13 protein-coding genes are annotated in these 13,090 nt (G+C 31.7%); 8 read left to right on the top strand and 5 right to left on the bottom strand.

The window, feature by feature from the left end; translation table 11 throughout:
• The first annotated feature begins 15 nt into the window (after nucleotides 1-15).
• Both G5V56_RS18735 and G5V56_RS18730 read left to right on the top strand, forming a co-directional pair.
• A complete protein-coding gene (locus G5V56_RS18735) occupies nucleotides 16-2,418 on the top strand; it encodes an ABC transporter permease (RefSeq protein WP_166968054.1) in 2,403 nt (800 codons plus the stop codon).
• Between the two features lie 57 nt (nucleotides 2,419-2,475).
• The gene (locus G5V56_RS18730; RefSeq protein WP_166968052.1) at nucleotides 2,476-4,812 is read left to right on the top strand and encodes an ABC transporter permease; all 2,337 of its coding nucleotides are present in this window, start codon (nucleotides 2,476-2,478) and stop codon (nucleotides 4,810-4,812) included.
• Between the two features lie 392 nt (nucleotides 4,813-5,204).
• Here G5V56_RS18730 and G5V56_RS18725 read toward each other — a convergent pair whose 3' ends face one another.
• Nucleotides 5,205-5,357, bottom strand: a complete 153-nt coding sequence (locus G5V56_RS18725) for a hypothetical protein (RefSeq protein WP_166968050.1) — start codon at nucleotides 5,355-5,357, stop codon at nucleotides 5,205-5,207.
• Nucleotides 5,358-5,373: 16 nt separating this feature from the next.
• Nucleotides 5,374-5,547, bottom strand: a complete 174-nt coding sequence (locus G5V56_RS18720; RefSeq protein WP_166968048.1) for a hypothetical protein — start codon at nucleotides 5,545-5,547, stop codon at nucleotides 5,374-5,376.
• 146 nt (nucleotides 5,548-5,693) lie between these two features.
• Here G5V56_RS18720 and G5V56_RS18715 point away from each other — a divergent pair, with 146 nt between their 5' ends.
• From G5V56_RS18715 to G5V56_RS18705, 3 genes are all read left to right on the top strand, one after another.
• The gene (locus G5V56_RS18715; protein ID WP_166968047.1) at nucleotides 5,694-6,719 is read left to right on the top strand and encodes a hypothetical protein; all 1,026 of its coding nucleotides are present in this window, start codon (nucleotides 5,694-5,696) and stop codon (nucleotides 6,717-6,719) included.
• 165 nt (nucleotides 6,720-6,884) lie between these two features.
• On the top strand, nucleotides 6,885-7,607 hold the full coding sequence (locus G5V56_RS18710) for a DUF6088 family protein (protein ID WP_166968045.1): 723 nt from the start codon (nucleotides 6,885-6,887) through the stop codon (nucleotides 7,605-7,607).
• Entirely contained in the window at nucleotides 7,604-8,581 is a 978-nt protein-coding gene (locus G5V56_RS18705; protein ID WP_166968043.1) for a nucleotidyl transferase AbiEii/AbiGii toxin family protein, read from the top strand. The genes G5V56_RS18710 and G5V56_RS18705 overlap by 4 nt, the downstream gene beginning before the upstream one ends.
• Nucleotides 8,582-8,785: 204 nt before the next feature.
• On the opposite strand, the gene G5V56_RS18700 is transcribed toward G5V56_RS18705, so the two are convergent.
• The 3 genes from G5V56_RS18700 to G5V56_RS18690 form a co-directional block, all read right to left on the bottom strand.
• Nucleotides 8,786-10,291 (bottom strand): recombinase family protein, encoded by a 1,506-nt coding sequence (locus G5V56_RS18700; RefSeq protein ID WP_166968041.1) that lies wholly within the window; start codon nucleotides 10,289-10,291, stop codon nucleotides 8,786-8,788.
• 27 nt (nucleotides 10,292-10,318) lie between these two features.
• A complete protein-coding gene (locus tag G5V56_RS18695) occupies nucleotides 10,319-10,471 on the bottom strand; it encodes a hypothetical protein (RefSeq protein WP_166968039.1) in 153 nt (50 codons plus the stop codon).
• 66 nt (nucleotides 10,472-10,537) lie between these two features.
• Nucleotides 10,538-11,461, bottom strand: coding sequence for a hypothetical protein (locus tag G5V56_RS18690; RefSeq protein WP_166968037.1), 924 nt, complete (start codon nucleotides 11,459-11,461; stop codon nucleotides 10,538-10,540).
• A gap of 131 nt (nucleotides 11,462-11,592) precedes the next feature.
• Between G5V56_RS18690 and G5V56_RS18685 the strand changes: the two genes are divergently transcribed.
• Genes G5V56_RS18685 through G5V56_RS18675 form a run of 3 tightly spaced genes read left to right on the top strand, consistent with a single transcriptional unit; the run spans nucleotide 11,593 to nucleotide 12,369 of the window.
• Nucleotides 11,593-12,033: a hypothetical protein gene (locus G5V56_RS18685; RefSeq protein ID WP_166968035.1), complete on the top strand. Its 441-nt coding sequence runs from the start codon at nucleotides 11,593-11,595 to the stop codon at nucleotides 12,031-12,033.
• Complete coding sequence (locus G5V56_RS18680; protein WP_166968033.1) at nucleotides 12,030-12,230, top strand: hypothetical protein; 201 nt, start codon at nucleotides 12,030-12,032, stop codon at nucleotides 12,228-12,230. Before G5V56_RS18685 ends, G5V56_RS18680 begins: the two co-directional genes overlap by 4 nt.
• A complete protein-coding gene (locus tag G5V56_RS18675; RefSeq protein ID WP_166968031.1) occupies nucleotides 12,220-12,369 on the top strand; it encodes a hypothetical protein in 150 nt (49 codons plus the stop codon). The genes G5V56_RS18680 and G5V56_RS18675 overlap by 11 nt, the downstream gene beginning before the upstream one ends.
• Nucleotides 12,370-13,090 lie beyond the last annotated feature (721 nt).

Here is a 13,090-nt window from a genome sequence, read left to right as displayed (position 1 = left end):
AAAATAATATTAAAAATGAACTTTTTAAAATTAGCATTACGAAGATTATTCAGGAAAGGAGAACAAACCACAGCCAGAATTATCTCATTAACAGCAGGATTGGCATTTGGGATTCTCTTACTGTCTGAAGTGTTTTACTATTATAGTTTTGATAGTTTTTATCCAGATGCTAATCGTATTTACGTCGTTCATGAAAATTTTAAAGCTGACACATCATCAGATAAATTAGAGAGCTATCCTAGTGTTAGTGGAGCCATTGCGCCAGGTTTAAAAGCTGAAGTCCCTGGTGTTGAGGCGGCGACACGTTTAAATTCGATTGGTACACATGTTTTTTATGATGATGAACTAAAAAGTTATGAGGCTGATTTTTCCTTTGCTGATGAATATCTCTTTGATGTTCTTCCTCGACCTATGATTAGTGGAAACTCTAAAGACATACTAACCAGCCCAATGAGTTGCATGGTTTCCAAGGAAATTGCAAATAAAATGGGAGGCAATGTGGTAGGACAAATAATTGAGCTAAAAAGATACCCCGATAAAAAGCTTACTATAGCAGGAGTTTTTGAGACCTTACCTGAGAACACGAATTATGACTATGATATTCTTATTTCTATGGTATCTACAGATCAATTCTTTTCATGGGACGGTACTACCAATTGGTTGGGTAATGACCGGTATTATGCCTGTGTAAAACTTGAACAGGGAGTTAAACCTGAGAGTTTGGCACCTGCCGTTAGGAGGATGCAAGAGAAAAATCAGGATATAAAAAGATTGGAAGAGGAACAACAAGGAATGGTGTTAGCATATTCGTTTAAGCCTATCACAGACATGCATGTTGAGGAGGTTAAGGATATGATTATCATTCTAAGTACAATTGCTATTGCTGTTTTGTTTGTTTCACTTATGAATTATATTTTGCTCACACTTAGCTCACTGATAAACCGAGCTAAATCATCGGCTATACACAAAACATGTGGTGCTCAAGCTAAAGATTTACAGATATTGATCTTTTCAGAAACATTTCTGCTTTTTCTAATATCACTTGTTGGAGCGTTCTTTTTGATTTTGGCAGTAAAACCAATAGCTGAAGCGGAGTTGGGGCATCAATTGTCCTCTCTACTAAATCCGTATGTTATCTGGCCATTAGTATCTATAATTGTAGTGTTGGTGAATATAACCAGTTATTTCCCAGGAAGGTTCTTTTCTCGTATTCCTGTGTCAACAGCATTCAGGAATTATAGACAAAAAAAAAACAAATGGAAACTCTCATTGTTGTCTTTTCAGTTTGCTGGAGCATCGTTTATTCTTACGGTTTTGGTTATTGTGACCATGCAATATAACAGTATGAGGAATGCAAATCATGGCTATCGAACCGAAGGAGTTTATTACGGATCGACTACAGGTATGGATGGAAATAAAGTGTCTATGGTGTTAAATGAATTAAGGGACATGCATGAGGTAGAAATGGTGGGTATGGGGTTTGATGTACCCATTAGCGGTGCTCCGGGTAATAATGTGCTTTCGCCCGACGGGAAAAAGGAATTGTTTAATGTGGCTGATTTTTATAGTGTTGATGAAAATTATCTTGCTATTCTTGATATAAGAACATTAAATGGTCAAAATTTTTCTCATAAAACGACAGCCCCAAATGATGTTCTAATTAGCAAAAAAGGTGCTGAATTATTGAAGATAAATAATGGTTGGGCCGATGGAGTTGTTGGAAAACAAATTACTATAACTGAACATGGAAGCACCACTATTAGTGGTGTTTTTCCTGATTTTATTATCAATTCTATTTCTGATCCCGATTCACGCCCGTCTGTGTTTTTCTATCTTCCGGAGGAAAAATTTGAACAACGAAAAATTGAAAACCCATCAATGTCATTTAATATTCTAATAAAAGTGTATGATGGAGCACAAGCAGGTGTTATGCAAAAGATTGCGAACATTTTTAATTTAGCGCTTCCTCATAACGATGCCGTAATCATGAGTCTGGAAGATCAACAGTTAGTTAGTTATCAAAATGAAAAAGGATTTCGTAATGCTATGCTAATTGGCAATATCATTATTTTATTAATGACAGTTATTGGTTTGATAGGATATACAACCAACGAAGCGTCTAGACGTCGAAAAGAGTTGGCTATTAGAAGAATCAATGGTGCAACCCTATTAGATATCCTTCGAATTTTTATCTTAGAGTTGGAGTATATTGCTATTCCTGCTGTGCTTTTGGGGTTAATTGGAGCATGGTTTACTGCCAATGAATGGATGCAGAATTTTGCTGTTAAAATTCCGCTTCATTGGTCAATTTTTGTAACCTGTAGTATTTTAATTATAGTATTTGTGATGTTTATAGCTGGCTTAAATTATATACGTACCGCCAATAGAAATCCTGTTGAGTCATTGCGTAATGAGTAGCTATATTACTTTGATGACAATAGGACTAATTTTTAAAAAAATACAAAACAATAAGATATGTTACGCTTTAAATTAAAATTAGCATTTAGAAATCTTTTAAAAAACAAAATGTATTCTATATTAATAATTGGTGGGTTTTCTATCGGATTTACTGCCTTTATGTTCATAGGAATATTTTATAACGCTGAACATAACATTGATACAGGTTTTAAGAATTACGAGAATATTTTTAGATTATATGATGCAAAAAAAAGTGATTCCAACTTAGATTATAATTTAAATATCCCTCTTTCAGAAAAATATCCTGAAATAATAAATACTTGTCCAATGGAGTATTCGTCAGGATTTAAAATTTTTATAAAAGATAATGAAACAAAAAAATTCACTCAAGTTGATCACATAATTATAACTAATAATAATTTTTTTGATATTTTTTCAGTAAAGATCATTGCTAGCTTGTCTGACAAGCCTTTTAGTGAATTGAATTCAGTAGTAATTACAGAAGATATTGCTAAAAAATTATACGGGGATAAAAATCCTTTAGGGCATATCTTAAAAAACGAATTTTTATCAGGAGTAATATCTGCGGTCATTAAAGATTTACCTTCTAACTCAAGTTTTAAAGGACAGTTGTTTTTAAATAGTAAAAATGAAGAGTTTCAAATGTCACAAGCCTGTAATAATGGAATCTGCATATATCCTACATCTCATTTTCTTTTATTAAAAAGTACTACAAATATCAAACAATTTACAAAGAAACTCAATAAATCCATAAGGCAATTTAACACAAATGTGGATAGTTTAGCTCTCCAGCCACTACCTAGCATTTATCTTTCTAAGCTTCAGTTGACTTCTGATATGCACGAAAAAGGCAGCTCTAAAGTCTTGATCATTTTTCTTTCTATTGGTATCTTAATCATATTGTTATCTAGTATCAATTTTCTTAATTATACAATTTCTATGCAGTATGCTAAAATGAAGGAAATTGGAATTAATAAGATTAATGGGGCAACACAATGGCAATTGATTTTAGATTCATTTCTTGAAACAACTATTGGTATATTGCTTTCGGCACTCATATCCATCTTGTTAGTTACCCTGTTTTTGCCATACACTTCATCGGTATTTGGTCGAGAAATAACAATTTCTGAATTGAATCTTCTTCAATTGATTCCCTTATTTGTAATAACAATTCTTGCAATTATAATTATCAGTAGTCTATTACCTATATATATCTTGTCAAAATTCAATATCGTTACGTTTTTGAACAAGGGACGGACTATTAAAGGTAAGCAATTGGGAGTCAGGGCTATGTCAATATTTCAACTAACAGTTTCAGTGGCTTTAATTTCTGTAGTGATTGTAATTTTTAAGCAATTGGAGTATGTGAAACACTACGATCTAGGTTTTGATGAAGAACATTTAATAAAAATTGATATTCCATATTTACATCCAAATCCTTCATTAATTAAAAACGAGATGGCTCAACTTTCATTTGTAAAAGGAAGTACTTTAAGTGATGGTACTCCTGGAGGAATCAAATTATTTATGGGAAGTGGAGAAAAAGAAAATGAATTTATGATTAATTGTATTTATGTTTCTGATGATTATTTAAATACTATGGGCATGAAATTATCAAAGGGTAGGGGTTTTTTTAAAAGTGACAAGAATAAGGCTTGTCTTTTAAATAAAAAAGCAATAGAACAATTTGGATGGACAGATATAGAAAACAAAAAGTATACTAATGGAGGAGGCGAAGATGGATATGATGTAATAGGAATAGTAAATAATTTTAATGTTAAATCGTTACATTCAAGCATAGATCCTGTAGCATTAATTTATGATCCTAATCACAGGTTTGATGCCTTAACATTAAATTTAAGTTCAGGAAATGTTGGTCAACAATTGAGTGAAATTGAGAAAAGATGGAAAAAACTTCTCCCCGATGAACCGTTCAGCTTCCAATTTTACGATGATATTTTTCAGAGCATGTATTTGAAAGAACAAAAATTGGGTAACTCAATAGCACTCTTTTCTTTAATTGCAGTTATTCTTACTTGTATGGGCATACTTGCTCAGATATTTTTAATTTGTTTAAATAAAACCAAAGAAATAGGCATTCGTAAAGTTAATGGAGCCAGCATTTTTGAAGTTATGATCATGCTAAATAAAGGGTTTGTACAATGGGTGCTAATGGCCTTTTTAATTGCAACTCCAATTGCGTATTATGTTACTTATAAATGGCTAGAGAATTTTGCTTTTAAAACTCATTTAGATTGGTGGATATTTATTTTAGCAGGGGTTTTAATAATGACTATTACTTTAATAACTGTAAGTTGGCAAAGTTTTAAAGCAGCAAACATGAACCCTGTAAAGGCATTGAAAAATGAATAAATTAATATAATAACTCCATTAATTGGCTTTTAAAGTTATTTAGTTATTTAGAGAACGTGTTTTTGGTTTAAGTCTACTCTTGAGTTCATTTAAAGGAGAAATAGAAGTTGACGAATCTTTCTTTGGAGCAAAGTGGATAAAAGGTAAAAGAGTACGAAGAGCTTATGGTAAAACCATTGTGTTTGTGTATGCAAACATAATTGAAAGGTATATACAAAAATAGTGGAAAACTATTCTAGGGCTATGTTACAGTTCATTATTAAAGCAAAAGTTGATATTTAGAATACATTCCGATAAATAGAGAGCTTACAATGGACAAGTAGATTTAAAAAGTTATTCTATTTTATAAAAAAGGTTGATGTGATCCTTAAGAGCTTCCTCTCCTTTTGGCATTAGTCTTTTGGCCATTGAGAGAACTTGGTGTATATGTTCGCTTTCAATTGCTTGGGGCTGTTTTTATATATGGGGTGTGGTTGTAAAGTAGGAATATGGTCATTTGCATGATGTTTTAGACTGTTTATTAATTTTTCTTCAATTGGATTCATTATAGATTGCTTAAGGCTAAACTTTTTTATGTCCTACTTCCGAAATGATTTTAGTAATTTCATCTAAGGAAACCATTTGTTCCCTGGGCAGTAAATTGATAATGAATTCCAATGCCACTATAACATTGGATTTAGGATTTGCGTTGGAAAGTGCAGATGATGAAAAGGTAGCTTCTCCTTCTAGTGCCAATGCACATGTTTTCAATAAACAAGATATATTGAACAAAAGTTCGTCATTGTCACCGATTAAAAATTCTCCTTTCATTATAGGTCTATGGTTGCATGAATTTGGCAAAAAATATTAAAGGGTACTATAGATATTCAAAAGTTTAAAAAATGTTAAACTTAAACCAACAACTTAAACGAGTAGAAATAAAAGAATTTGAAATTGAAAACCAAATAGTTTTCAATTATTTTGATAATCTTCCAGTTGCTGAAAGAGATGAAAAACTTTTGCGTGCTATTTATATAGGAGTTCTTGCTCTAATGGAAGATCGTATTTCTGCATTTTTATCTAAAACATCTAATGAATTAGGCACTGAATTAGAGAGTTTGAAGATGATTTTTGAAATGAAGAAAGAGCTTTTCTACAAATCAGCGATAAAAGGCAATCTTGCCGAAGACGAAGTGGCGGAATTTTTAAACGAGTATTTCCAAAGCAAAAGAATGAAAGACAAAGCTTTACTTACAGGAAATGCTACTGGTGATTTGCCAAGAAATAAAACAGGTGATATTATTTGTGAAATTAATGGTACACAAGACTTAAAAATAGCCATAGAGTGTAAGTTTGATAAAAGTGTAAAACTAGGAACAATTGATACTAAAGATTTATTCATTAGAAGGACAGACACTGCATGGAGTCAATTAATAGAAGCCAATGCTAACAGGAATTCAAAGGTTAGCTTAATTGTTTTTGATATATCGTTAGTTGATAACTCTATTTTAAAGTTTTGCGAAAATGTGGGCTATATTCCTGAAATCGGTTTTATTGCTATTGTTGATTCACAAAAAGGTGATTATTCTAATTTGGTAATTGCCTATATGTTGGCAAGAGACATCGTGCTGAATGCTAAAACTATGGACATTGATAAAGATGTATTGGGTGTTTTGGTAAGCAGAATAATTAAAGATATCGAAGAAATTAAAGCGATTAAAGTTTTAGTAGAAAAGAATATTGATAATAACCGAGAGATATTAAAACAGATAGAAAAGTCTATTCTTTTAATGGATTTTAACCAACGCTATTTACGACAGTTTTTGGAAACAGGAACATTAACAAAAAAGGACCTTTTAAGCTTTTATATGGGTGAAGAAATTAAAGACCAATATAAATTGATTGAAAAAGATATTAATGAATTATAAGAGGCATTTTTTACAAGTTTCGCCAGTACCCCTAACTTTGAGAAGTGTAACTCAAAGTTAGGGGTACTGGCGTGAAAAAACAAGTTAAAATAAAATTTTTTGAAATGTCAAGTTTTTTGAGCAAAAAACTTGACATTTATTATTTATTTGTACCTTTGCAGGTCTATGAACATAGCAACTAAAATAGCAAGTCAGATAAAACAGTTTCCGTTAGGTAAAACCTTTGGTTATAAAGATTTAAATATAACTACAAACCAGTATGTAACGGCAGCAAAAGCGTTAGAACGTTTACAAAAAAAGGGGATTATTAAAAAAGTGGCTAATGGTAAGTTCTATAAGCCAGAACGTACTGTATTTGGTGAGCTTAAACCAAGTGAAACAGAACTGTTAAAGCCGTATCTGTTTGAAGGCGATACTCGTATTGCTTACATTACAGGAGCATCTTTGTATAACCAAATGGGATTAACAAGGCAAGTAGCTTCAAAAATTAAAATAGCTAGCAGAGGAAAACGAATATATATACAAACTGGAAATATAAAGGCTACACCTGTTAAAAGTTATGTTGAGGTAACAAATGATAATTATCGGCAATTGGGATTTCTAGATGCGCTTAAGGACATTAATATAATTTCAGATTTAGATCCAAAATCAGCAGTTGTTATATTGAGTAATATGCTGAAAGAGATGCCAAATAAAAAATTGGCAGAAACTATAAAATATGCCTTAGTTTATCCTCCTAGGACTAGAGCTTTATTAGGCGCATTACTTGAAAATATGGCGGAGAATGAATTATTACAAGTACTTAAAGAGAGTTTAAATCCATTTTCAGAATACAAAACGGTTATTAGTAAGCAACTTCCAACAGGAAAAAACTGGAATTTAGTATGAATCTCCATGAAGACATAAAAATTTTTGAAGACGCTGTTAGAATTACGGCACAACAATTAAACATTGCTGAAATTCATATAGAAAAGGATTATTGGGTGACGTTGGCATTGCATACCATATTTAGCAGCCCAATTGGAAAGCAAACTGTTTTTAAAGGAGGAACGGCATTATCTAAATGTTTTGGTTTTATAGAACGTTTTTCTGAAGACATAGATTTGGTGGTTTTGAATAATGAAGGTGAATCTGGAAATCAATTAAAAAACAAACTTAAGATGATAACTAAAGCTGTTGCTACAAAAATTGAAGAAGTTGAAGTGGAAGGCATTACCAATAAATTGGGTATGATTAGAAAAATTGCCTATAACTATCCGAAACTATTTCAAGGTGAGTTTGGTCAAATAAGAAATGTGATTGTCGTAGAGGGTACTTGGTTAGGTCGTTTTGAACCATATCACAAACAACATATTAGCTCTTATATTTTTGAGATGATGCAAATGAATAATCAATTAGATTTAGCTGAAACTTACAATATGCAGCCGTTTGAAGTACAAGTATTGGATGTTAAAAGAACTATTTGCGAAAAGATTATGAGTCTTGTTCGGTTTTCTTATGGTGATGATGTTATTTATGACCTAAGAAACAAAATACGCCATACATATGATATTCACCAATTATTAAAGCAAGACACTATAAAAGCCTTTTTTAATTCACTTGAATTTGATAGTATGCTATTAACAGTGGGCAATGATGATGTATTCAGTTTTAAATCTGGAAATAAATGGTTAGAGAATCATCCAAAAGAAGCCTTATTGTTTACCAATACCGAGGATGTATGGAATGAGTTGAAAGGAACATACAATAATGAGTTTAAGGATTTGGTGTATGGTCAATTACCTAAGGACATTGATGTGTTAAAAACATTATTAGAAGTAAAACAACGACTTCAAAATATAAAGTGGAATGTGAAAGTATAGGAGCTAGAAGTTCTGATAATAAGAAAATGAAGTTATAGTTTTGCACCATAATTTATATTTTTTTAAATAAGATAATTTTATATCTTTATTTCAGATTGAAAGTCATTGGTCAACAAACCAATATAATTAATATGGTAGTTATATGACTACCTCAAATTAATAACACCTTCAAACACCTATAAAGATTACTGGTTTCGGATGGGGTTATAATCCCTTCGCGGTCACTAAACGGGACAAATTCTTAATATTAAGATTGTCCCGTTTTTTATTTGTCTCGAAACCCTTATTAATACTGGATATTTTTAAAAGAAGCGGATTGATATCAGCGGTTTGAACTTTTTTATTTTGAAAACCGAATTTATTTGGGAATATCAAACCGGTAAGGAGTCTTTTGCTATGTATATCACTATCAACATATTGTTTGTCAAAGTTTTGCAATTTTGACAGTCCTTTTTTGTAAGTTTCAAAAATCTCTTTCTGTTTATTTTGATTCTGTTCTAAATTCTCAAGCTCATCCAATATATCCTGATATCTTTTTTTAGCCTGTGAGTACTCTGTTTTATCTATTTGTCCATCAATGAATAAATCCTGGAGTTTGATAAGCTTATCACGTATCAGTTTGACTTTCTCGTAATGCTTAGGACCCAGTTTAGAAGTAAAGAGCTGCTTTTTAAGTTGTTCCTTAATAATGATTTGCAAAAGTTCAAGAACAGGCTTATTAAGACTGATACTCTTTAAAAAAGATATAAAGGCAGTTTGAGCGTCCTCCAGGCGATATCTTCCCTTGCAAGGACTAATGCAGTGGTAATAGGAATAATGTTCAGACCGGCCTTTACATACACTGGCAGTAAGAGGTCTGTTACACTCAGGACAAAGCAAGAAGCCTTTTAATGGAAATTTGGCATTTATTCTACTATGAGTAACATGATGTTTTTTCTTTTTGGCATCAAGTACAACCTGAACCTGGTCAAAAAGCTTTTTAGAAATAATAGGCTCATGAATACCATCCACAATAATTTCAGGCTCATCCTTGTAAGCTTTAATATAGACACCACCATAATAAATAGGATTTCTAAGAAGAATAGAAAACATGGATTTAGAACTTTTTAAACCTTTTATGTTTAGCTTAGTAAGGACTTCCTTTTGCGTATAAATACCTTTAGCAATAAGTTCAAAAGCTTCCTGTATTAAAGGAGCTACTTTCGAGGGTTTAAGAATTGGTTTTTTTGTACTATCTCTACCCATGACATATCCTTTGGGAGGTGCTCCCACATATCTGCCCTCTTTAAAAGCACGTCTCATTCCTGCAATCACATTTTGAGACCGCCGCTGGTTTTCAACCTCAGGAATCGCTAAGTAAACAGCCATCATAAGCAACTGTTCAGGAATGGTCATATCCAGAGGTTGAGTAATAGCATTAATTTTAATACCCAAGCTATTGAATACACCAATCATTTGATAAGATTCAGCGGTGTTTCTTGAAAACCTATCCCATTTTACAAGTAGAAGCTCATCAACTTGTTTTTTATTGTTTTTACAATAAGTTAGGAGTTTTTTAAATTCAGGTCTTTTAAAAGTCTTGGCGGAGTAATCCTCTCTATAGGTGTCAATAACCTTATAGTTGTGTTCTTTACAGTAGTGAAGTAATTTGGCCTCCTGGTCACGAAGAGAGTATCCCTTATCAGCTTGCTCGTCTGTAGAGACCCTCACATATAAAACAACATTTTTCTTGGCTTACTAGTTTTTATGGATTAGGTTATGACATATCACCCCTGATATGTTTTCTAAAAAATTGACTATCTCTTTAATTTCTTGGTCTGAATAAGGGGTCTTATTTTGATGATTTAAAATTTCCTTTGCAGTATTCCAAAACTCTGATTCTTGGTCCATAGCGGTATAGGATTATACCGGGCTGTATTTTCAGGGACCGAATGCGTGCTACAAAATATATCATGTTTATTTAATTAAAGTTAATTTATAATTATCCTGAGACCGTATATCAATTAAAAGCTTAGAACCTTTAGCTATTTTGTTTTCTAGGATGTATCTGGCCAGAGCTTCTCGGCTTTTATGCTGCTCAGTTAAAGTAATAGGTTTGATATGATTCTCTTGAAAAGCTATTTCAATCACTTTGGGTCTTTTAAAGACTACGATGTCTCTAATCTGTTTTTCAATATTAGTAAGATAAGTCAAGTCCTTTTTTTCGTTACCAAAATCTACAGCAAGGACTTTAGAAATAATAGGAGCAAGAGGTAAACAAATCATTGGGTGTTGAAGATAAACGCTGCTTAAATCTAATATCAATTCTGTACCACCAACAATAAACGTGTAATCATTAGTTTCAGAGACGTACAACATAGAGTGGGGAAGTGTTTCTCTTTTAAAAGCAGACTTAATCATATCCGTAAAAGGATTTATGATAGTTCTGTAATAATGCTCCATTAAAATCTCATCCTTTAAAGCATTTTTTAATGAATTAATTGTCTCTTTGGATAAGTGGTGTTTATTATCTCTGATATGGTATTTAAAAACGTCATCGGCATATTTATCTTCCCTAGGTTTCTGCCAGACTAATTTGGCGAGTTCAGCTAATTTCTTAATAGATACACCAAAGGATAGTAATTCTTTAACAATACATACCCATACTGCCTGAGATAGGTTCAATCGAATCCATTTCGTTTTCGTTACATCATTTTCATTAATTATTGTATCCATCTCTTTTGGAGAATCCTCTTTAGACTGTTGTTTTTGAACAAAAGGCACCACAGCCTTATCGAGCCAATAATTAATTTGTCTAGAAGTTACACCAAGTTGAGCAGGGCTAATATCACGCACATTATAAACAAAGTCGCCTAATTCTATAATTTCTGATTCATTCATGTGATTCATTTAAGAGCAACTAATGTACTATAAAATTTTGAAATAAAAAATAATGTACTATATTTATAAATAATATGCCACATAGTTACATAAATATAATAATTAAGGCATTGAAATAAAATTTAAGCATAATGAAACCAGATACTAATGAAAAAATAAAGGTGATAGATTTAAGAGAAAATCTGCCACTACCCAGACCAATTCCACCTGTAGAGTGCAAGTGTGGATGTGGTTATACTTTTCAACCGAGAAGAAGAGACCAAGTATATTTAAATAAGCAACATGCTGATTTTGGCTATAACCATAATACCAGAAAGACAAAGTATCGGAATCGAAGAAAGGCTGAGAAGATATTATGGAGTAATGACAAGGCTTTAGGAAAGCATTATAAAAATAGAGAAGGAAATTGTGCGACCTGTATTTTAGATGCCTTAAAAGCAGATGGTTTGGATTTAGCCTACGTTACAGGAACAGACGAGAGAGACGGAAAAAAGTACTATTATTTGTATAATTACTACTATCACATTTATGTCTCGAATAATATTAAAATGATTAAAATATATAAAAGATGAATTCACCAACACCGATAGATGAGTTGCCAAGTTTTATAGAAAAAAACTACAACAAAGAACAACTAGTTAACAACCCAATGTTAAAATATATGATTGTTGGAGGGGTTATTATGTTAGCCATAGTTATCTCCGCAACAATAGTTGGAAGGAACCAACAAAAAACCATTATCATAAAACCAGAAGAAAATGAAAGCTAAACAAAATGATTATACAGAAGTACCTATCAGTAGCATAGTTTATACAACTATGGGCGCTTTAATTCTTGTTGCAGGAGTTACTGCAATCTTGCGATTAAGTAAAATAATGATTTCAGACTTCAAAGAGATGGGCTTATAAAATCACCGATACATTATAAATTAGTACTAAAGAGAAAGGGAGCTGGATAAGCTTCCTTTTTTATTGTTTTAATATTTTCATACAATAAATATTAATTATAATAATTATTGTATGAATTATTTTTAAAATAAGATTGCCAAAAAGAAGCCTGAATATGACGTATAAAGTAGTGAAACGTCGTAGAACGTCGTTTTACTTCGTAGTACCTCTTCAAACACCGCTTTGAGGGCTTTGTAAGAAGTATAATATTTTAATTTTTAGCCATCTTTCTTTTACAACAAAAAATCATAAAACTTAAAAAAGAAGACTAAATAAAACATTGTTCTTATGTTTAGTTGATTATAATGTTCTCAAATTATTTAATATTTAAATTTTTTTTTGGTCAGGTTCTACAATTTATTGACCTATTTTCTAACCATAAAGTAAAATTGTATTTAAGTTTAGTTGAAGCTTAAATACTTTTAATAAACTTTATTTATTCTTGAAGGTATAAATCTAGTTTCGGCTACGAGTGGTTTAAGCATATTGTATGAAAAAATCTTCCACTTAACTATCAAGGCCAGGATTTTCCGAAGGAAAATCATAAGCAAGCAAACAAGCAACTAACTTTGGTTTAGCTAAAACTAGCAATTTTTTATATACTGCTTAAGTTTGTCTTTTGTTAAATTAGATAAATAAATTAGAAAGAACAAAAGAGAGGATTAAGGTTATTTTATACGGT

Origin of the sequence: Yeosuana marina (assembly GCF_011762485.1) — a bacterium.
Lineage (GTDB): Bacteria > Bacteroidota > Bacteroidia > Flavobacteriales > Flavobacteriaceae > Yeosuana > Yeosuana marina.
Note: the sequence above shows the minus strand (reverse complement) of the source record. Positions and strands in the feature narration are given on the sequence as shown.

Coding starts and splice junctions, on each gene's coding strand:
- G5V56_RS18735 (WP_166968054.1), top strand. CDS start 16: ATGAACTTTTTAAAATTAGCATTACGAAGATTATTCAGGAAAGGAGAA.
- G5V56_RS18730 (WP_166968052.1), top strand. CDS start 2,476: ATGTTACGCTTTAAATTAAAATTAGCATTTAGAAATCTTTTAAAAAAC.
- G5V56_RS18725 (WP_166968050.1), bottom strand. CDS start 5,357: ATGAATCCAATTGAAGAAAAATTAATAAACAGTCTAAAACATCATGCA.
- G5V56_RS18715 (WP_166968047.1), top strand. CDS start 5,694: ATGTTAAACTTAAACCAACAACTTAAACGAGTAGAAATAAAAGAATTT.
- G5V56_RS18710 (WP_166968045.1), top strand. CDS start 6,885: ATGAACATAGCAACTAAAATAGCAAGTCAGATAAAACAGTTTCCGTTA.
- G5V56_RS18705 (WP_166968043.1), top strand. CDS start 7,604: ATGAATCTCCATGAAGACATAAAAATTTTTGAAGACGCTGTTAGAATT.
- G5V56_RS18695 (WP_166968039.1), bottom strand. CDS start 10,471: ATGGACCAAGAATCAGAGTTTTGGAATACTGCAAAGGAAATTTTAAAT.
- G5V56_RS18690 (WP_166968037.1), bottom strand. CDS start 11,461: ATGAATGAATCAGAAATTATAGAATTAGGCGACTTTGTTTATAATGTG.
- G5V56_RS18685 (WP_166968035.1), top strand. CDS start 11,593: ATGAAACCAGATACTAATGAAAAAATAAAGGTGATAGATTTAAGAGAA.
- G5V56_RS18680 (WP_166968033.1), top strand. CDS start 12,030: ATGAATTCACCAACACCGATAGATGAGTTGCCAAGTTTTATAGAAAAA.
- G5V56_RS18675 (WP_166968031.1), top strand. CDS start 12,220: ATGAAAGCTAAACAAAATGATTATACAGAAGTACCTATCAGTAGCATA.